Source organism: Trinickia sp. (assembly GCF_057351765.1).
The window spans coordinates 127289-147412 of the sequence record NZ_JBMRBK010000051.1; the positions used below are offsets into that span (position 1 = coordinate 127289).

General features: G+C 62.9%; 17 protein-coding genes. 10 read left to right on the forward strand and 7 right to left on the reverse strand.

What is annotated here, in order from left to right; translation table 11 throughout:
- Position 1 precedes the first annotated feature (1 nt).
- Entirely contained in the window at positions 2-2284 is a 2283-nt protein-coding gene (locus ACO1XS_RS14190) for a xanthine dehydrogenase family protein molybdopterin-binding subunit (RefSeq protein ID WP_486390961.1), read from the forward strand.
- A gap of 140 nt (positions 2285-2424) precedes the next feature.
- Here ACO1XS_RS14190 and ACO1XS_RS14195 read toward each other — a convergent pair whose 3' ends face one another.
- Entirely contained in the window at positions 2425-3867 is a 1443-nt protein-coding gene (locus ACO1XS_RS14195) for an MFS transporter (protein ID WP_486390962.1), read from the reverse strand.
- A gap of 340 nt (positions 3868-4207) precedes the next feature.
- Here ACO1XS_RS14195 and ACO1XS_RS14200 point away from each other — a divergent pair, with 340 nt between their 5' ends.
- Both ACO1XS_RS14200 and ACO1XS_RS14205 read left to right on the forward strand, forming a co-directional pair.
- Positions 4208-4462, forward strand: a complete 255-nt coding sequence (locus ACO1XS_RS14200) for a type II toxin-antitoxin system RelE/ParE family toxin (RefSeq protein ID WP_331566635.1) — start codon at positions 4208-4210, stop codon at positions 4460-4462.
- A gap of 1 nt (position 4463) precedes the next feature.
- A complete protein-coding gene (locus ACO1XS_RS14205; protein ID WP_173255519.1) occupies positions 4464-4754 on the forward strand; it encodes an addiction module antidote protein in 291 nt (96 codons plus the stop codon).
- Between the two features lie 38 nt (positions 4755-4792).
- Here the strand turns inward: ACO1XS_RS14205 and copM are convergent, their stop codons facing one another.
- Genes copM through betB form a run of 3 tightly spaced genes read right to left on the reverse strand, consistent with a single transcriptional unit; the run spans position 4793 to position 8412 of the window.
- Complete coding sequence (gene copM, locus ACO1XS_RS14210) at positions 4793-5200, reverse strand: CopM family metallochaperone (protein ID WP_486390963.1); 408 nt, start codon at positions 5198-5200, stop codon at positions 4793-4795.
- A gap of 20 nt (positions 5201-5220) precedes the next feature.
- Positions 5221-6921 (reverse strand): choline dehydrogenase, encoded by a 1701-nt coding sequence (betA, locus tag ACO1XS_RS14215; RefSeq protein ID WP_486390964.1) that lies wholly within the window; start codon positions 6919-6921, stop codon positions 5221-5223.
- A gap of 12 nt (positions 6922-6933) precedes the next feature.
- Positions 6934-8412: a betaine-aldehyde dehydrogenase gene (gene betB / locus ACO1XS_RS14220; RefSeq protein ID WP_486390965.1), complete on the reverse strand. Its 1479-nt coding sequence runs from the start codon at positions 8410-8412 to the stop codon at positions 6934-6936.
- 246 nt (positions 8413-8658) lie between these two features.
- Here betB and fdhA point away from each other — a divergent pair, with 246 nt between their 5' ends.
- The gene (gene fdhA, locus ACO1XS_RS14225; protein WP_331566641.1) at positions 8659-9855 is read left to right on the forward strand and encodes a formaldehyde dehydrogenase, glutathione-independent; all 1197 of its coding nucleotides are present in this window, start codon (positions 8659-8661) and stop codon (positions 9853-9855) included.
- Between the two features lie 92 nt (positions 9856-9947).
- On the opposite strand, the gene ACO1XS_RS14230 is transcribed toward fdhA, so the two are convergent.
- Positions 9948-10601: a glutathione binding-like protein gene (locus tag ACO1XS_RS14230; protein ID WP_486390966.1), complete on the reverse strand. Its 654-nt coding sequence runs from the start codon at positions 10599-10601 to the stop codon at positions 9948-9950.
- Between the two features lie 75 nt (positions 10602-10676).
- Between ACO1XS_RS14230 and ACO1XS_RS14235 the strand changes: the two genes are divergently transcribed.
- Positions 10677-11318 carry a TetR/AcrR family transcriptional regulator gene (locus ACO1XS_RS14235; protein ID WP_486390967.1) on the forward strand — a complete coding sequence of 214 codons (642 nt, stop codon included), beginning with the start codon at positions 10677-10679 and terminating at the stop codon, positions 11316-11318.
- Positions 11319-11395: 77 nt separating this feature from the next.
- Here the strand turns inward: ACO1XS_RS14235 and ACO1XS_RS14240 are convergent, their stop codons facing one another.
- Complete coding sequence (locus ACO1XS_RS14240; RefSeq protein WP_486390968.1) at positions 11396-12139, reverse strand: NAD-dependent epimerase/dehydratase family protein; 744 nt, start codon at positions 12137-12139, stop codon at positions 11396-11398.
- A 125-nt stretch (positions 12140-12264) separates the two neighbouring features.
- On the opposite strand from ACO1XS_RS14240, the gene pdxR reads away from it, so the two are divergent.
- Positions 12265-13713: a MocR-like pyridoxine biosynthesis transcription factor PdxR gene (pdxR, locus tag ACO1XS_RS14245; protein WP_486390969.1), complete on the forward strand. Its 1449-nt coding sequence runs from the start codon at positions 12265-12267 to the stop codon at positions 13711-13713.
- On the opposite strand, the gene ACO1XS_RS14250 is transcribed toward pdxR, so the two are convergent.
- Positions 13703-14731 carry a GlxA family transcriptional regulator gene (locus ACO1XS_RS14250; protein ID WP_331572953.1) on the reverse strand — a complete coding sequence of 343 codons (1029 nt, stop codon included), beginning with the start codon at positions 14729-14731 and terminating at the stop codon, positions 13703-13705. The two genes, pdxR and ACO1XS_RS14250, sit on opposite strands and share 11 nt — an antisense overlap.
- Before the next feature lie 390 nt (positions 14732-15121).
- Here ACO1XS_RS14250 and ACO1XS_RS14255 point away from each other — a divergent pair, with 390 nt between their 5' ends.
- From ACO1XS_RS14255 to ACO1XS_RS14270, 4 genes are all read left to right on the forward strand, one after another.
- Entirely contained in the window at positions 15122-16396 is a 1275-nt protein-coding gene (locus ACO1XS_RS14255; protein WP_486390970.1) for a serine hydroxymethyltransferase, read from the forward strand.
- Between the two features lie 62 nt (positions 16397-16458).
- Entirely contained in the window at positions 16459-17430 is a 972-nt protein-coding gene (locus ACO1XS_RS14260) for a dipeptidase (protein WP_331572949.1), read from the forward strand.
- 55 nt (positions 17431-17485) lie between these two features.
- The gene (locus tag ACO1XS_RS14265) at positions 17486-18016 is read left to right on the forward strand and encodes a DUF5943 domain-containing protein (protein WP_486390971.1); all 531 of its coding nucleotides are present in this window, start codon (positions 17486-17488) and stop codon (positions 18014-18016) included.
- A 43-nt stretch (positions 18017-18059) separates the two neighbouring features.
- On the forward strand, positions 18060-20123 hold the full coding sequence (locus ACO1XS_RS14270) for an oxidoreductase (protein ID WP_486390972.1): 2064 nt from the start codon (positions 18060-18062) through the stop codon (positions 20121-20123).
- Position 20124: the final 1 nt, after the last annotated feature.

Consider the following 20124-nt stretch of genomic DNA (forward strand, 5'->3'; position numbering starts at 1 on the left):
CATGTCCAAAGGACTCTTCAATCTCGCGCATAGCTTCGAAGGCAGCGCCGCTGGCGCTCCGGACCTGGCAGACGAGCCGGCCGGTTCCGGCGTCTCGCGAAGGACGTTTCTGAAGTTCGGCATGACGCTCGGTGCAGCCGCTGGCGGCGGATTGTTGCTCGGCTTCAGCGTGCGAGCCGATGCCGCGACCGACCGCGGCGCGCATGCGCGCCGATCCGCCGTCGAAGGTCAGGCTTCCGAGGTCGCAGCGCCCGGCACCTTCGCGCCGAACGCGTTCATCCGAATCGATCGCGAAAGCCGCGTGACGCTCGTGATGCCCAAGGTAGAGATGGGGCAAGGCGTCTACACCTCGATTCCGATGCTGATCGCCGAGGAACTGGCCGTGCCGTTGCAGCAAGTGACGCTCGATCATGCGCCGCCCAACGACAAGCTGTATGGCGATCCGTTGCTGGGAGGCGGGCAGATCACCGGCGGTTCGACCTCGATTCGCTTCGCATGGCAGCCGATGCGCCAGGCGGGTGCCACCGCGCGCGCGTTGCTGGTCTCGGCGGCGGCGCGGCAATGGCGCGTCGATCCCGCTTCATGCACGGCGCACGCCGGTGAAGTCGTGCACACGCTGAGCGGACGGCGGATCGCCTACGGCAAACTCGTCGATGCCGCGGCGAAGCTGCCGTTGCCGGCCACTGTCCCGCTCAAGGACCCCAAGGACTTCGAACTGATCGGCAAGCCCACGGACCGGCTCGATTCGGCGCAAAAAGTGGACGGTACTGCGCTGTTCGGCTTCGACGTGCGCCTGCCCGGCATGGTCTACGCGGCCATCGTCAATTGCCCCGTGTTCGGCGGCACGCTCGACAGCGTTGACGATACGCGTGCCAAGCAAGTGCCCGGAGTGCATCAGGTGGTGAAGCTCGACAACGCGGTTGCCGTTGTCGCGGCGCATACCTGGGCTGCGAAGCAAGGCGTTGCTGCCCTCGACATCAAGTGGAACGGCGGACAGGCTGCCACGCTATCGACTCAGAAGATTTTTTCCGATCTTGCGGAAGCGTCGCGGCGCGACGGCGCTGTCGCGCGCAAGGAAGGGGACGTCGGCAAAGCGTTCGGCGAGGCCAAGGCGCGCATCGATGCGGTCTATGAGCAACCGCTGCTCGCACACGCCACGATGGAGCCCATCAACTGCACGGTGCACGTGCACGCCGATCGCTGCGATATCTGGGTCGGTACGCAGGTTCCGACCATCGCTCGCGCCGTGGGCGCCAAAGTGACCGGGCTGCCCCCCGAAAAAGTGGCCGTCCATAATCATTTGCTCGGCGGCGGGTTCGGCAGAAGGCTCGAAGTCGATGCGATCGTGCAGGCGCTGAAGATCGGCAAGGCCGTCGATTCGCCCGTCAAGGTCGTCTGGACCCGAGAGGAAGACGTCCAGCACGACATGTATCGGCCTTGCTACTACGATCGAATATCTGCCGGCCTCGACGCGAACGGCAAGCCCATAGCCTGGCAGCATCGGGTGGTAGGCTCGTCGATCCTGGCACGCTTCGCGCCGGCAGTCGTGAAGAACGGCGTCGATCCCGATGCGGTCGAAGTGGCGGCCGAACTGCCTTATCGCCTGCCGAATCAACTCGTCGATTACGTGCGCGAGGAGCCCGGTCCTATTCCGACCGCGTTCTGGCGCGGCGTCGGTGCGACGCGCGGCACGTTCGTCGTCGAAAGTTTCATCGACGAACTTGCCGCACATGCGGGCATCGATCCGGTGAAGTATCGGCTCGATTTGCTAGGCGATGCCCCGCGTGCCGCGCATGTGTTGCAGGTTGCCACGCGCGAGGCTGGTTGGGGCAGTCCGCTGCCGAAAGGAAAGGGGCGCGGCGTATCGGTCATGCACGCCTTCGGCAGCTATTTGAGCATGGTGGCGGAGGTGACGGTCGAGGGCGGCGCGGTGAAGGTGGACCGCGTCGTATGTGCCGTCGATTGCGGCATGGCCGTCAATCCGAGGACGATCGAAGCGCAGATACAAGGCGGTGTCGTCTTCGGTATCACCGGTGCGCTTTATAGCGAAATCACGATCAAGGATGGCCGGGTCGAGCAGAGCAATTTCACGGACTATCGTGTATTGCGGCTCAATGAAACGCCGGAGATCGTGGTGCATATCGTGAAGAGCGGCGAAGCGCCGGGTGGTATCGGCGAGCCGGGCACGTCGGCGCTCGCGCCGGCTTTGACGAATGCGATTTTCGCCGCAACGGGCAAGCGGATACGGAAGTTACCCGTGGGAGAGCAGTTGAAGACGGCTTGAACGGTGGCTTCAGGCTCGCTGGCAAAACGCCCCGATCGACCTTGCCGTCGATTGGGGCGTTTTCCGATTCGGCCCTACCTGGGAAGTTCACTCAGCCGGCGAGGGAACTCGATATCGAGGCAGGTCCATTCCATAGCCTGCTAGCCACCCCTGACTCGCTCCGTCGCCGTGGCGTACCGATCGTCCGTCGCTTCTGCTTCATCGCTCGAAAGCGATTCGAGCGCGCGCCCCTTTGTTTCGATCCCCAACACTGCGACGGCTGCCGCAGCCAGCATGAACGAAAGCGCCCCGAGCGTGAAGACACCGCTCTGTCCGAAGACAGGCAATACGAGCCCGACCACATACGGCCCGATCAACGAGCCGATCCGGCCGACTGCCGACGCGAACCCTGATCCGGTTGCACGCGCACCGGTGCCGTAAAGCTCGGGGGTATAGGTATAAAGCGCCGCCCACATGCCGAAGAGAAAGAACTGCATCGCAAAGCCGGCGCTGATCACCAGTGTGAGATCGCCGCCGTGCAAGACTGCCTGCCCGTAGAGATAAGCCATCGTTGCGCCGCCCATGAGCGATGCTACGCAAGTCGGCTTGCGGCCCCATCGTTCAACGAGCCACGCGGCGCAGAGAAACCCGGGGATTCCAGCGAGGGAAATGAGCACCGTATAGAGCACCGACTTCGTCGCCGTAACGCCCGATTGCTGCATCAGCGCGCCGAGCCATGAGGTCAGCCCGTAAAAGCCGAGCAGCGCAAAGAACCACAGCGTCCACACCATGATCGTGCGCTTGCGATAAACGTCGCTCCAGATTTCGCGGAATGCACTGCGCGGGCGCTGCCCGAACGGCACGGCGTCCATATCCGGTATGGGGGGCAGCGATGCAAGGCCCGTCGCACGCAACACCTTCGTTTCGATATCGTTCAGTACCGCGTCGGCATGCGCAAGACGCCCGCGATGCTCCAGCCACCTCGGCGATTCAGGCACGATGCGCCGCACGATCAGCACGAACACGGCCGGAATGGCCAGCAATGCGAACACCGTGCGCCAGCCGAATTGCGGCAGCACGAAATACGAAACGATGCCTGCCGTAATGAAGCCCAGCGGCCAGAAGCCGTCCATCAATGCGATGAGGCGGCCGCGCGAAGCGGTCGGAACGAACTCGGACAACAACGCCTGTGCGACGGGAAACTCCATGCCCATGCCGATTCCGAGTACGACACGATAAGCGATGAGCGAATTCACATCATGCGCGGTCGAGCAAAGGTAGGAGGCGACTCCCCAGAGCACCATGCTCCACTGGAATACAGGACGTCTACCGAAACGGTCGGCGAGCAGGCCGGCCACGGCGGCTCCAAACACCATGCCGAAGAAGCTGGCGCTGGCGACGAGCCCCGCCGCCGCAGTCGACAAGCCGAATTCCTGCTTGATCGAGCCGAGCACGAAAGTCATGGTGCCGAGATCGACCGAATCGAAAAAGAACGCCAGCGCGATGACGATGAAAAGTAGGCGATGGTACGAGGAAAATGGCAGACGCTCGAGCCGGGCGGCGGCATGAGCGCGAGGGGTCCTCGACGAAGTGGCGGTCGGCATGGCAGTTCCCGATGAGAAAAGACCGCCTACGCGGCGGCTTGTCATCAGTAGATGCGGCCAATAAAACGTGAGGTATAGAAAATCCGCCATCGGACTTGCTCAGCGGCGCCATTCAGGATCGGGCATCGGCCGGATGAGCGCCCGTTTCCGGGCTGCCCTTGCCGCAGTGTTCGGCGCCTCAGCGATCGACGTTACTTCTTCTTATATCTGAGCTACAACGGTGCGCGTTCTCGGGGCGGCATCACCATGTAACTCTTCTTGATCGGTGGGTAGTTTTTAAAATACAATGTGCCTTACGATAAGCGAGCTTAGGGAAACCGAAACCTTCCGACGGTGGCGCTTGCGGCTGAAGGACGAGCGCGCCCGGGCGCTGATCGCGTCGCGGTTGGACCGTTTGGCTTACGGACACACGGGGGATGCGCAGTCGGTTGGACAAGGGGTTTGCGAGTTGCGCCTTCACTATGGGCCGGGCTACCGCATCTACTTCCATAGGCGGGGCAATACGATCGTCGTTTTATTGTGCGGCGGCACAAAGAACGGCCAAGCGAAGGACATCGAGTTAGCCAAGCGTTTGTTGAACGAGTTGGGAGAGTGAAATGGCCGAAAAATTGACAGTCTATGATCCGGCGGAGGATCTAGGCAGTGAAGCAGCGATGGCGGAGTTCATGGCTGCGGCATTCGAGACGAACGATGCAGGCTATATCGCGCATGCGCTCGGTGTGGTCGCCCGAGCGAAGGGCATGGCGCAGATCGCAGGGCAAACGGGACTTTCGCGCGAGCAGCTCTACCGTTCCTTCAGTGAGCGAGGCAATCCGACGCTGAAAACAATGCTGTCGGTAATGAAAGCGCTGGGCCTCGAGCTGACAACCCGAGTTGCGCATGCGTGAGTACGTGCCGCGGGCGTTGACCACCCACCCAAGCCGCACTACTGAGCCCGTTTCTCCTGCCAACGCTTCATGAGCTTGATTTCGTCCTGCTGCGCCTTGATGATCTGATGAGCCAGACGCCGCAATATGGGATCTTTCCCATACTTGAGCTCGACCTGAGCCATATCGATTGCCCCTTGATGGTGCGGAATCATATGCGAGACGAAGTCCTTGTCCGCATCGCCGGTATAACTCGGCGAATTCATGTTCTGCATCATTTTCTGATCAGCCTCCTTGAAAGCCTGCGAGGAGGCATCGCTGGAACCGCCGGGCGTCGTGCCCGCCGCATGCGACATATCCATGCCAGGCATCGAGGCAGCTTGTTGGGCACCCGCAGGCATGGCCGACAGGCCCCATACGATGCTCGCGCCAATGAGCGCGAGACGACAGGCGAGACGATTGCGCACGTTGAAATCTCCTGGACCGTTCAGACGTCGACCGTACCAGCCAGTTTCGTGCCACGCTGGCATGCCGGCGTCCCTTTCGCGACATAGTAAGGCACATCGGCGCGCGCCAGCGGCTTACGTGCGCGAATCTTGTCGGCGATTTTCTCGGCCAGCATGATCGTCGGTGCGTTCAGATTGCCTGTCGTGATGATCGGCATGATCGACGCATCGACGACACGCAAACCATCGATACCATGCACGCGGGCTTCGGTATCGACGACCGCCATCCCGTCATACCCCATTGGGCATGAGCACGACGGATGAAACGCGGTTTCAGCACGCGAGCGAACGAACGCATCGAGTTCCCGGTCGCTCTTCAGATCGGCACCCGGACTCAGCTCGCGTCCGCGGTACCGATCGAGCGCGGGTTGCGCGATGATTTCACGTGTGATCCGGATAGCATCACGAAACTCGCGCCAATCGAGCGGCTCCGCCATGTAGTTGAACAAGATGCTCGGATGATCGCGCGGATCGCGCGACCGTAGCTTCACCCTCCCGCGGCTCGGCGAGCGCATCGAGCCGACATGCGCTTGAAAGCCATGCATGTCGATAGCATTCGAGCCGTTGTAGTTGATCGCTATCGGCAGGAAATGGTATTGAATGTTCGGCCAAAGATCGTCGTCGCGCGTGCGGATGAAACCGCCGGCTTCGAAGTGATTGCTGGCACCGAGGCCCGTGCCCTTTGCCAGCCATTCGAGCCCGATGGCGGGCTGGTTGTACCACTTGAGCGCCGGATAGAGCGAGACGGGTTCCTTGCACTCGTATTGCAGATACATCTCGAGATGGTCCTGCAGATTGCGGCCCACTCCGGGCAGATCGAGCACCACGGGAATCTGCAGCGCGCGCAGCCATTCACCGGGGCCGACCCCGGAACGTTGCAAAATCTGCGGCGAAGCGATGGCGCCGGAACATAACAGCACTTCGCGGCGAGCTCGAGCCTCGCGCGCTTCGCCGCCATGCAAATAGGCCACCCCAACCGCCCGCTTACCCGAGAACAGAATACGATCGGTCAGCGCATGCGTGACGATCGTCAGGTTCGGCCGCTCGCGTGCCTGATCGAGGTAGCCGCGTGCCGTGCTGGCGCGGCGGCCGTGCGCTGTGACCGTGCGATCCATCGGACCGAAGCCTTCTTGCCGATAACCGTTGAGATCGTCGGTGCGTGCATAGCCCGCTTGTACGCCGGCTTCCACCATCGCCCCGAAAAGCGGATTGTTGCCGGGCTTGCTCGTCGTGACATGAACGGGACCGTCGCCACCGTGATAGGCATTCGGTCCAATGTCACGCGTTTCGGCTTTTTTGAAGTAGGGCAGACAGTCGAGATAGCTCCAATCCCCGAGCCCTTCGATTTCCGCCCATCCGTCGTAATCGAGCGCATTGCCGCGGATATAGCACATGCCATTGATCAACGATGAGCCGCCCAGGCCCTTGCCGCGCCCACACTCCATGCGGCGGTTGTTCATATGCGGCTCGGGCTCCGTTTCATAGGCCCAGTTGTAGCGGCGCCCTTGCAGCGGGTAAGCGAGCGCGGCCGGCATCTGCGTGCGAAAGTCGAAGCGGTAGTCCGGACCGCCCGCTTCGAGCAGCAGCACGCTCACATCGGCATCCTCGGTCAGCCGTGTGGCCAGCACATTGCCGGCCGAGCCGGCGCCGATCACGATGTAGTCGAATTCGCTGGTGTTCAAGCGCATCCCCTTTCAAAAGGCAGGCCGGTACGGCCCGAGTTCGACCTGAACCGATTTGATCTGTGTGTAGTGCTCGAGCGTGGTCAAACCGTTTTCGCGGCCAATGCCCGATTGCTTGTATCCGCCCACGGGCATTTCGGCCGGCGATTCACCCCATGTATTGATCCAGCAGATACCGGCTTCGAGACGGTGGATCGTGCGATGCGCGCGCGCCAGGCTTTCGGTGACGACGCCGGCGGCGAGGCCGAAGTGTGTCGCGTTCGCGCGGGCGATGACTTGGGCTTCGTCGTCGAAATCGAGCAGGCACATGACGGGGCCGAAAATCTCCTCGCGCACGATGCGCATGTCGTCGCGGCAATCGGCAAAGACCGTCGGCGCGACGTATTGCCCCTGCGCGAAATCGCCGTCGACGAGCCGCATGCCGCCTGTCACGAGCCGCGCGCCCTCGCGCTTGCCGCTTTCGATGTAGCCGAGCACCTTGTCGAGCTGGGCCGCGCTGGCGAGCGGGCCGAAATTCGTCTGCGGATCGGACGGTTTGCCGATGCGGATACGTTTGACGCGGTCGGCCACGAGCGCTTCGAATTCGGCCTTGACCGAACGGTGCACGAAAACACGCGTGCCGTTCGTACAGACTTGGCCCGCGCTGAAGAAATTGGCGGTGACCGCGATATCGGCGGCGCGCGCGAGGTCCGCATCGTCGAAAACGATCAACGGCGATTTCCCGCCGAGCTCCATCGTCACTTCCTTGAGCGACGATGCTCCCGCAATCGACATCACCTTTTTCCCGGTTTCCACGCCGCCCGTGAACGAGACCTTGGCAATGCCCTCGTGCGTCGCGAGCATGGCACCGACGCGGCCGTCGCCTTGCACGACGTTGAACACACCGGGCGGCACGCCGGCTTCCGTGTAGATCGCGGCCAATTCCAGCGCCGAGAGCGGCGCCACTTCGCTCGGCTTGAAGATCATTGCATTGCCGGCTGCAAGCGCGGGCGCCGATTTCCAGCAGGCGATCTGTAGGGGGTAGTTCCATGCGCCGATACCGGCGCATACGCCGAGGGGCTCGCGGCGCGTGTAGACGAAGGAGTCCTCGCGCAGCGGAATTTGCGTGCCTTCGAGCGCGGGCGCGAGACCGGCGTAGTACTCGATGACGTCGGCGCCAGTGGCGATATCGACGCTGCGCGTCTCCGCGACCGGCTTGCCGGTGTCGCGCATTTCGAGCTCCGCGAGCGCATCGTTACGCGCGCGCAGGATCTCGACGGCACGCCTGAGAATACGCGAGCGCGCCATGGCGCCGAGGGCGGCCCATAGGCGCTGCCCTTCGCGTGCTGCGGCAACGGCGCGGTCGATATCGGCCTGGCTGGCCTGCTGGACGGTGGCAAGGTGCGCGCCCGTGGCGGGATCGAATGTATCGAACGTCGTGCCGCTGGTGGCATCGCAACAGGTGCCGTCGATATAGAGCCGCTTCAGGCCGTAGACGGAAGACTGGGCCATCGAATGAACCTCCAACGAACGGTGACGGTGGGCCGCGAAGGCTTCCACGATAGGCGTTTTGCGCCATGCGTTCAATCGATAAGGGACCCATCGGGACGGGCATGTCGGGTTCCGGCAAAGACGTGTCGCGTTTGGATGGATAGCCGCGGCGCATTGAGGACTACGCTGCAATGCGTAGGACACCGTGCGCGGGCCGTCCGATGGAGCCGCGCGCGAAATTTCTTCGAAGACATGGAGACGCTTACGATGAGCAGCAACCGAGGTGTGGTGTATATGGGGCCGGGCAAAGTCGACGTGCAGTCGATCGATTACCCGAAGATGGTGGACCCGAGCGGCCGCTCGATCCAGCACGGCGTGATCTTGAAGGTGGTCAGCACGAACATCTGCGGCTCCGATCAGCACATGGTGCGCGGACGCACGACAGCGCCCGTCGGTCTCGTACTCGGGCATGAGATTACGGGCGAGGTCGTCGAAATCGGCCGTGACGTCGAGACGCTATCGATCGGCGATCTCGTTTCCGTGCCGTTCAATGTCGCCTGCGGGCGCTGTGCGATGTGCAAGGATCAGCACACGGGCGTGTGTCTGAACGTCAATCCCGCGCGCGCGGGCGGCGCGTATGGCTATGTCGACATGGGCGGATGGATCGGCGGGCAGGCCGAGTACGTGCTCGTGCCGTACGCCGACTTCAATCTGCTGAAATTTCCCGACCGCGATCAGGCGCTGTCCAAGATTCGCGATCTCACCTGCTTGTCCGATATTTTGCCGACCGGTTATCACGGCGCCGTCACCGCTGGTGTGAAGCCGGGGTCGACCGTGTATATCGCCGGGGCGGGGCCCGTCGGTATGGCGGCGGCCGCGTCGGCGCGCCTGCTCGGGGCTGCTTGCACGATCGTCGGCGATATGAACGCCGAACGTCTCGCGCATGCGCGGCAGATGGGGTTCGAGACAGTCGATTTGTCGCAGGATGCGACGCTTGGCGAGCAGATCGAGGCCATACTCGGCAAGCCGGAAGTGGACTGCGCCGTCGATTGCGTGGGCTTCGAGGCGCATGGGCACGGTAGCGCGCACGGCGACGAGGCACCCGCCGCCGTGCTCAATTCGCTGATGGAAGTCACGCGTGCGGCGGGTGCGATCGGCATTCCGGGGCTTTATGTGACGGACGACCCGGGCTCGGCCGATGCCGCTGCGCGCCGCGGCAGTCTGAGCTTGCGTTTTGGGCTGGGCTGGGCGAAATCGCATTCGTTCCATACGGGCCAGACGCCGGTCATGAAGTACAACCGCAATCTGATGCAGGCCATCCTCTGGGACAAGCTGCCGATCGCCAAGATCGTCAATGTCACGGTGATCTCGCTCGATCAGGCACCTGAGGGTTATCGCAAATTCGACGGCGGCGCGCCGCGTAAATTCGTGATCGATCCGCACGGAATCCTGAAGGCGGCTTGAGGCCGCACCGGTAAGCGATGGAGCCCGCGCAGTCGCGCAGTATGGCGTTTGCGTGCGTTCCATCGCGCTTGGCTTCATTGCGTTCGTACGTCTCAAGCACGCGTTGCTTGGGCCCTTTCCTTTTCCCGCTCGACTTGTTCGCGGTATAGCGCGAATTCCTCGCTCATTGCCCGCGCGACAGCGGGGCGCGCGGTGACTAGCTTGAAGTACGCTGCGATGGCGGGCCATCGATCGATTTCGACATCGCAGTAGCGCGCCCAGTTGAGCACGACGGCGAGATATGCATCCGCCACGCTGAATGCATCTAGCAGCCATTCGTGCGCGGCAAAGCGGGCGGCCAAGAGATTCAGGCGGATGTCCACCTTCTCGCGCGTATAGCGCTTCACTTCATCGCCGGCGTTCGGGTCGAGCAGCGGGACGAAGAGCGCCTTGTGCAGTTCAGTGCTGATGAAACCTAGCCATTGCTGCAGACGTGCGCGCTCCAAGCTGCCCACCGGTGCCAACTGTGCGTGCGGAAACCGATCGGCGACATACGGCAGGATCGCTGTGTTTTCGGTGAGCAACTCGCCCTCATCCGTACGCAGCACCGGCACTTGGCCAATCGGATTGAGCGAAAAAAAATCGCTGCCGTTCTCGAGCTGCTTGCGCTTCGTGTCGACCTGAATGTAGGTAGCTTCGTAGCCCGCTTCGTAAAACGCAATGCGGGTGGCCATCGAACACGCGAGCGGCGAAAAGTACAGTTCCATTCCTCGTTCCTCCTCGTCGGTCTGTTTTTGTACTATATTGAACATAAATATTCATGGTCAAGGATTTTGTTTCAAATGGTACAAAAAGACGAGCGAGAACCGAAGCGCCCCCGCGGGCGCCCGCGTGCATACGATGCCGACGAAGCGCTGCGGCATGCGCGAAACACGTTTTGGAAAAAGGGCTACAGCGCAACGACGCTCGACGATCTGAGCGAGGCGACGGGCATGAACCGCCCGAGCCTGTACGGTGCATTCGGCGATAAGCGGGCGCTGTATCTCGCAACGCTCGAACGTTACGTCGTCGCGAATCGCGAAGCGATGGATCGCGAATTGGCCGCGCCGCTACCGCTGCGCGAAGCGCTGATGCGTATCTACGATCTGGCGCTGGCGCTCTATTTCGAAGCGGATGGCGCGGCGCAAGGCTGTTTTCTGATCGGGACAGCCGCGGTCGAGGCCGTCAACGACGACGAAGTGCGCGGTGTGCTCGGCAAAGGATTGCTGACGTTCGACAAGTCGTTCGAAGCGCGCATTCGCCGCGCCCAGGCCGAGGGCGAAGTGGACGATGCGAGCGATCCCAAGATACTTTCCAAACTCGCCTCGGCCATTCTTCATACGCTCGCGTTGCGTTCTCGCGCGGGGGACAAGCGCAGCACGTTGCGAGCGACAGCGGAGGCGGGCGTGGCGATGATTTGTGGCACGGCCCGCGAGGGACGATAGCCTTTTCTTTCGCGATGACGAGTAGCGTGCGGAAATCATCGTCAGTACACCGCGCAAGAGAGATGAAGCCGGTACGCTCACGAGAGCGGCGCAAGGCGTAACGCGGGATCCCACCCGAGCACGCGCTTGGCCTTTTCGTTGCTGGCCAGCGTGCCATTGTCGGTGATATTGAATACACCGGTCGCCTCGCTTCTCAGAGCCAGCACGGTGGCCCACGCTGCGGCTTCGACATGGACCGGGCTCGCCCCGGTGGGCTCGTCGAAACCCGTGCGCGGCCCGTAGAGGTTGCCGTAGCGCAAAACCGTTCCCTGCCAACGCGGATCGGACTCGTTCAGCGCGTGCGCTTCGAGTGCCGCCACGCCGCGTACCGTGATCGCCCGCGCACCCTCGGCACCGAGATCGAGTGGCCATGTTTCAGCGTGAGGCGCCGGCCCCGGGGCATACGCCCACGCGATGCTTTGCGCAATGAATCGCCGACATCCGGCCGCGCGGGCCGCCGCGACGAGATTCGCCGTGCCTTCGTCGCGAATGCGCGCGTTGCGCGCCACGGCGTCCGCCATGCGGGCGGGGTCGAGGCCCGGCGGCAAGTCGGTCAACTGATGCACGACGATCGCCGGGGCGATGCGCTGCATCTCGCGTGCGAGCGCAGTGGCATCGAAGACATCGAGAATGACGGGCCGTGCGCCCATCGCCTCGATCTCGCCCGCACGCTCCGGCTTGCGGGTCGTGCCATACACGGTGTAGCCCGAACCGACGAGCAACGGAACGAGCGCGCTGCCAATGGCGCCGGCGGCGCCTGCCAGAAAGAGTGTCGTACTCATGAGAAGGGCTCCCGGATCGGATGGGATTGACGGACGAAGTCGACGAACAACGTTGACGGTTCCTCGCAGTGTCGCCGTATCATGTCCCACCGAAAAGTGCCAAAAACGCTCAAAACGACTAGTCCATGAAAGAGCCTTCCCCACCTTTGGCGATCGGCCCAATCGACCGGCGCATCCCGTTGTCGCAGCAAATCTATGATCGTTTGCGTCACGCGATCGACGCGCACATGCTGCGACCCGGCGCTCGGCTCGCGTCGGCGCGCGCGCTGGCGAGCGAGCTCGGTGTCGCGCGAGGGACGGTGGAGTCCGCCTATCAGCGGCTGGCTGGCGAAGGCTATGTGCTCGCGCGCGGCCCTGCCGGCACTATCGTCTCGCCCCATCTCGCGCAGCGCCCGGCACGGCAGCCGGCGAGGACGACGGCCAACGCCCGGCCGCGGGTGGGCCGCGGCGCGATGGCCGTGAACCCCGAGCCGCCGCCGTTGCAGCTTGGCATTCCGGCGCTCGACGCCTTTCCGCGCAAACTGTGGTCGCGCCTCGCGACAAGACGCATTCGCGCGACCTCGCCGTCCGAGCTGTCCTACGGCGATCCGTGCGGGTACCTGCCGTTGCGGCAAGCCATCGCGGCCTATCTGCTCGTATCGCGCGGCGTGCCGTGCCGCGCGGAGCAGGTTCTCGTGACGGGGGGCTACCGCGCTTCCCTCGCACTGATCTTGCAAACGCTGTTGCGCCCGCGCGATCGCGTCTGGATCGAGAATCCGTGTTATCCGCCGACGCGAACGCTGCTCGAACGCGCGGCAGCGATCCCGTGCGCTGTGCCGGTCGACGACGAGGGACTCGTGGTCGCCGAAGGCATTCGCGAAGCACCGAGGGCGCGGCTGGCTGTCGTCACGCCGTCTCACCAGTCACCGCTTGGCGTGTCGATGTCGATGCCGCGCCGGCTGCAATTGCTCGATTGGGCATCGCGTCATGAAGCGTGGATCGTGGAAGACGATTACGACGGCGAATTTCACTATCACGGGCCGCCCCTGCCGGCATTGAAAAGCCGCGATACGACCGATCGCGTCATCTATGCCGGCAGTTTCTCGAAGGTCTTGTTCCCGGGCCTATCGCTCGGCTACCTCGTATTGCCCGAGCGGCTGACCGAGCGGTTCGCGGCGTCCGTGCAGATCTGGCCGAACTACGTTGCGCGAGCGACCCAGGCCATCGTAGCGGACTTTATCGACAACGGGCATTTCTCGCGGCATCTGAAGAAAATGCGCGCGCTTTATGCCCACCGCCGCGCGCTGTTGGCCGCCGCATTGACCGACGCATTCGGCGCGCGTATGACGATCGATCTCGCACGCGGCGGCATGCATCTCGTGGCCCGCTTTGCGGGGAGGACGAGCGACGAAACGCTCGCCAGACGTGCGCAACGCGCCGGGCTCAATTGCCAGGCGCTGTCGCCACGCTACCTCGGGGAGACGAAACAGGAGGGCTTGCTGATGGGGTTTACGAACGTCGCAACGGCGCAGGAAGCGGCGCGGCTGGCAGCGGCCTTGCGCGACGCGCTTGCGCTGGGCAACGTCAGTGCATGAGCGTATCGCGTGCCAAGGTGGTACTGGCAGGCGCGTTGCCGCGCGCAAGCGGGGCGACTTGCTTGCGCCGCTCGCGTGTCGGCGCGGTGCCGAACGCGTCGCGATAGCTCTTGCTGAAATGACAGGCCGACTGGAATCCGCATGCCATCGTGATGTGCATGATCGACATGTCGGTTTGCAGTAGAAGTTCGCGCGCGCGTCGCAGACGCAGCGTCAGGTAGTAATGCGTCGGCGTCATCCCGAGGTGCTCGCGAAAGAGCCGTTGCAATTGCCGCTGTGACATGTTCGCCAGCCGCGCGAGCTCCTCGCGCGAAAGCGGCTCCTCGATATTGCTCTCCATCAGCGCAATGACTTCGAAGAGCGATTTATTCGCGGAGCCGAGGCGTGCCACGAGCGGCATGCGCTGCTGCGCGCTCGTATCGCGCACATGTTCGACGATGAACTGCTCGGCGATTTGCGTCACGCGCGCAGTACCGATACGCGGGGCGATCAGATGCAGCATCATGTCGAGCGGCGCGACTCCGCCGGTGCAGGTGACACGGTCTCGATCGATGACGAACAGCTCCTTCAGAAACCGCGTATTGGGGAATTCCTCTTTGAGCGCCGACATGTTTTCCCAATGGATCGCGCAAGCGTAGCCATCGAGCAGGCCCGAGCGCGCCAAGGCATAGGTTCCGGTGCAGAGGCTGCCGAGCGCGATGCCCGAGTGAGCGAAGCGCCGCAGCGCGGAAAGATGGGCATTATCGGTTGCGCGTTGCACGTCGACGCCGCCGCAGACGAAGACGATGTCGGGTTGTTCCTGCAGCGATGCGATCGGCTCCGTCATGACCGAGAGCCCGTTGCTGGCCATCACGGGACCACCGTCCGGGCTGACCACGGACCATCGATAAAGCGTCTGGCCGCTCAGATAGTTGGCCATCCGCAGAACTTCGATCGCATTCGAGAACGCGATCATCGTGAAGTTCGGCAGCGCCATGAACGCGAAGTTCGCGAGCGACGCAGTACGCTGGGGTGACATGGTGACCTTCCTCGAATCCGGGATAGCGCGGCCGATTGGGGGAGCCTCGGCGTCTCATTTTGGGTTCCAGGGCAACAAGCATGCCATACGGCCTAACCCTAATGCGGGCGCACATTTCATCCACCGGGCAGCCGCAGCCTTGCACTGCAACCGTGCCCGTTTCGCCCCCGTTTCGGGCAAGGCCGACGCGAGACGGTGCGGGAACGCCGTATGCCAGCCGGCCACGGCGCGACTTGTCCAAAACAGACGAACGTGTCGGAAAAGGCAAAGAACGCGTCTGAATTCGTCAATCCGGCGTGAAGGCGAACGAGAAGAATAGAGTCGTCGCCAACGCATGTCCGTGGCGGCCCCGCAAGCGGGTGCCGCGTCGGACCCATCACGGATAGGACAATGTCGAATACTCAGACGTTTTTCAGCCAGTCACTCGCTGAGCGCGATGCGCCCGTACGCGGTGCGATCCTCAAGGAACTCGAGCGGCAACAGTCGCAAGTCGAGCTGATCGCATCGGAAAACATCGTGTCGCGAGCCGTGCTCGAAGCGCAAGGTTCGGTGCTGACCAATAAATATGCGGAAGGCTATCCCGGCAAGCGCTATTACGGCGGCTGCGAGTTCGCCGACGACATCGAGACGCTCGCCATCGATCGCGTCAAGCAACTGTTCAACGCCGGCTACGCGAACGTCCAGCCGCACTCGGGCGCCCAGGCCAACGGCGCGGTCATGCTCGCCCTGGCCAAGCCGGGCGACACGGTGCTCGGCATGTCGCTCGACGCGGGCGGGCATCTGACGCACGGCGCGAAGCCCGCGCTCTCGGGCAAATGGTTCAACGCGGTGCAGTACGGCGTGGATCGCGAATCGCTGCGCATCGACTATGACCGTATCGAAGCGCTTGCGCACGAACACAAGCCGAGTCTCATCATCGCGGGCTTCTCCGCCTATCCGCGCGTGCTCGATTTCCCACGCTTTCGCGCTATCGCGGACGCCGTCGGCGCTAAATTGATGGTGGATATGGCGCATATCGCCGGCATCATCGCGGCCGGCCGGCACCCGAACCCGATCGAGCATGCGCACGTCGTCACCTCGACCACGCACAAGACGCTGCGCGGCCCGCGAGGCGGCTTCGTGTTGACGAACGACGAGGATATCGCCAAGAAGATCAATTCCGCGGTCTTCCCCGGACTGCAAGGCGGCCCGCTCATGCACGTGATCGCAGGCAAAGCCGTCGCGTTCGGCGAGGCGCTGCAGCCGGGCTTCAAGACCTATATCGGTAACGTACTCGCGAACGCGCAGGCGCTCGGCGCCGTGTTGCGCGAGGGCGGGGTCGATCTCGTCACGGGCGGAACGGACAACCACCTGCTGCTCGTCGATCTGCGCCCCAAGGGTTTGAAGGGTACGCAAGTCGAGACTGCGCTCGAGCGGGCCGGCATCACGTGCAACAAGAACGGCATTCCGTTCGATACCGAGAAGCCGACGGTGACCTCGGGCGTGCGGCTGGGCACGCCGGCCGGTACATCGCGTGGTTTCGGCGTGGCCGAGTTCGAGCAGGTCGGGCGGCTGATTCTCGAAGTGCTCGATGCGCTCACGCAACATCCCGAAGGCCATGCCGAGACGGAACAACGCGTGCGGCGCGAGATTTTCGCGCTGTGCGAGGGCTTCCCGATCTATTGAGACCGGGCTGCAAAACCGACGAAACCGACGAAAGCGACGATCGACCTACGCTGGAGCGATAAATGAGCACACTGCATCAAGACAGCATCATCATCGATGGTCTGAACATTTCGAAGTTCGAACGTTCGGTATTCGAAGACATGCATAAGGGCGGCATCACGGCCGCCAACTGCACGGTATCGGTCTGGGAGAACTTCGCGAAGACCGTCGACAACATCGGCTCGATGAAAAAGCAAATTCGCGACAATGGCGAACTGCTGACGCTCGTGCGGACGACCGACGACATCCTGCGTGCGAAGAAAGAAGGCAAGACGGGGATCATCCTGGGCTTTCAAAACGCGCATGCGTTCGAGGATAACCTCGCCTATGTCGAGGCGTTCGCGGACATGGGCGTGCGCGTCGTGCAGCTTTGCTACAACACGCAAAACCTCGTCGGTACGGGATGCTACGAGCGCGACGGCGGCCTCTCGGACTTCGGCCGCGAAGTCATTACCGAAATGAACCGTGTCGGCATCATGGTCGATCTGTCGCACGTCGGCGGCAATACCTCTTCGGAAGCGATCGCTTTCTCGAAAAAGCCGGTGTGTTACTCGCACTGTCTGCCCTCGGGGCTCAAGGAGCACCCGCGCAACAAGAGCGATGCGCAACTGAAAGAGATCGCGGACGCCGGCGGGTTCGTCGGGGTGACGATGTTCGCGCCGTTCCTCAAGCGCGGCATCGAGGCGACGATCGACGATTACATCGAAGCCATCGACTACGTCGTCAATCTGATCGGCGAGGACACGGTGGGGATCGGCACGGACTTCACGCAGGGCTACAGCGTCGATTTCTTCGATTGGCTCACACACGACAAGGGCCGTTACCGCCGCCTCACGAATTTCGGCAAGGTCGTCAATCCGGAGGGGATCCGGACCATCGGCGAGTTTCCGAACCTGACCGCTGCCATGGAGCGCGCTGGCTGGAGCGAGACGCGCATCCGCAAGATCATGGGCGAGAACTGGGTACGCGTTTTCCGCGACGTTTGGGGCGCATAGGCCGCCCGCGCATCCGAATCGAACATCCACCCCACAACACAGCAACAGGCCAATCATGCAACCGCAACTGCCGATCGACGTCGATCCCGAAACCGGTGTCTGGACCACGGACGCGCTGCCGATGCTTTATGTGCCGCGCCATTTCTTCACGAACAACCACGTCGCCGTGGAAGAGGCGTTGGGCCGCGAAGCGTATGCCGACATCCTCTACAAGGCCGGTTACAAGTCGGCCTATCACTGGTGCGACAAGGAAGCGAAGCAGCATGGCCTTTCGGGCATGGCCGTCTTCGAGCACTACCTGAAGAGGTTGTCGCAGCGCGGCTGGGGGCTCTTCAGCATCGACGAGGCGGATCCGAAGGCGGCACGGGCGCGCATCGAACTGAGGAACTCGTCGTTCGTTCTCGCTCAGCCCAACAAGCACGGCAAGCTCTGCTACATGTTTGCCGGCTGGTTCGCGGGCGCGATGGATTGGGTCAACGATACCGCCGAGGCCGCTTCTCGTGGGCCGCGTTCGATATCGCAGGAAGTGCGATGCGCGGGCGAGGGCCACGCGCATTGCGTCTTCGAAGTGTCGCCGCTCGTCTGAACGACGAAGGCCGCTCAAGGAAACAGATTCGAGGTCGATCGAAATGCGCTACCCCCATTTGTTCAAACCGATGACGCTGAACAAGCTGACGCTGCGCAATCGCATCGTCAGCACGGCACATGCGGAGGTCTACGCCGAGCCGGGCGGATTGCCCGGCGATCGCTATATCCGGTATTACGAGGAGAAAGCGAAAGGCGGCGTCGGTCTGGCGGTGTGCGGCGGGTCGAGCCCGGTATCGATCGACAGCCCGCAGGGCTGGTGGAAATCCGTCAACCTGGCGACCGACCGCATCGTCGATCCGCTGTCGCGACTTGCCGAGGCGATGCATCGTCACGGCGCCAAGATCATGATCCAGGCGACGCACATGGGGCGCCGCTCCGCGTTTCACGGAGAACACTGGCCGCATCTGATGTCGCCTTCCGGCGTTCGCGAGCCTGTGCACCGCGGCAACGCGAAGATCATCGAGGTCGAAGAAATCCGCCGGATCATCGCCGACTTCGCGAGCGCCGCGAAGCGCGTGAAGGATGCGGGGATGGACGGCATCGAAATCTCGGCGGCGCACCAGCACTTGATCGATCAGTTCTGGAGCCCGCGCACGAATTTTCGCACCGACGAATGGGGCGGTAGTCTGCAGAACCGTCTGCGCTTCGGCGTCGAAGTGCTGAACGCGGTGCGCGAAGCAGTCGGGCCGGACTTCGTCGTCGGTCTGCGCATGTGCGGCGACGAATTCCATGAAGACGGCCTCGATCACGAGCAACTGAAGGAAATCGCCCACGCGATGTCCGACACGGGGCTCATCGATTACCTCGGCGTCATCGGCTCCGGTGCCGATACGCACAATACGCTCGCCAACTGCATGCCGCCGATGGCTCTGCCGCCCGAGCCATTCGTGCATCTGGCCGCAGGCATCAAGTCGGTCGTCGACATTCCCGTCATGCACGCGCAAAGCATCCGCGATGCGGGACAGGCCGAGCGGCTGCTCGCCTCGGGCATGATCGATCTCGTCGGCATGACACGCGCGCAAATTGCCGACCCGCATATGGTCATCAAAATCCGGGACGGCCGCGAAGACGAGATCAAGCAATGCGTCGGTGCCAACTATTGCATCGATCGCCAGTACAACGGCCTGGACGTGCTGTGCGTGCAGAACGCCGCAACCTCGCGCGAAGCGACGATGCCGCACGTCATCGAGAAGTCGCGTGGTCCGCGCCGCAAGGTGGTGGTGGTCGGTGCCGGTCCCGCGGGTCTGGAAGCGGCACGTGTTGCCCGCTCGCGCGGCCACGACGTGGTGCTGTTCGAAAAGCATACCGAAGTGGGCGGTCAGATCGTCCTCGCCTCGAAGGCGCCGCAGCGCGAGCAGATGGCCGGCATCGTCCGTTGGTTCGACATGGAGACGAAACGTCTGGGCGTCGATAGGCGTCTCGGCGTCGAGGCCGACGAGAAGGCGATCATGGCGGAAAAGCCGGACATCATCGTGCTGGCCACGGGCGGCCGCGCATTCTCCGACCAGGTACAGGACTGGGGTGTCGCCCAGGGGCTCGCGGTGAGCTCGTGGGACATCCTGTCGGGCCGTGTCGAGCCGATGAAGAACGTGCTCGTCTACGACGGGGTCAGCACACATGCCGGTGCGGGGGTAGCCGATTTCATCGCGAGCCGCGGCTCGAAAGTCGAGATCGTGACGCCCGATGTGAAAGTAGCCGACGATTGCGGCGGCACCACGTTCCCGATTTTCTATCGGCGCCTCTATGCGGAAGGCGTGATCCATACGCCGAACTATTGGCTCGATCGCGTGTACGAGGAAGACGGCAAAAAAATCGCCGTGCTTCGAAACGAGTACACCGAGGAGCAGGAGGAGCGCGCCGTCGATCAGGTCGTGATCGAGAACGGCAGCACGCCCAACGACGGACTCTATTGGAAGCTCAAACCCGAATCGCTGAACCGCGGACAGACCGATGTGCACAAGCTGTTCGCGGCCGAGCCGCAGCCGTGCCTCTCGGAGGAACTCGGCAACGGCCGGTTCCTGCTCTTCCGCGTGGGCGACTGCATCTCGATGCATAACATCCACGGCGCAATCTACGATTCGCTTCGTCTTTGCAAGGACTTCTGAT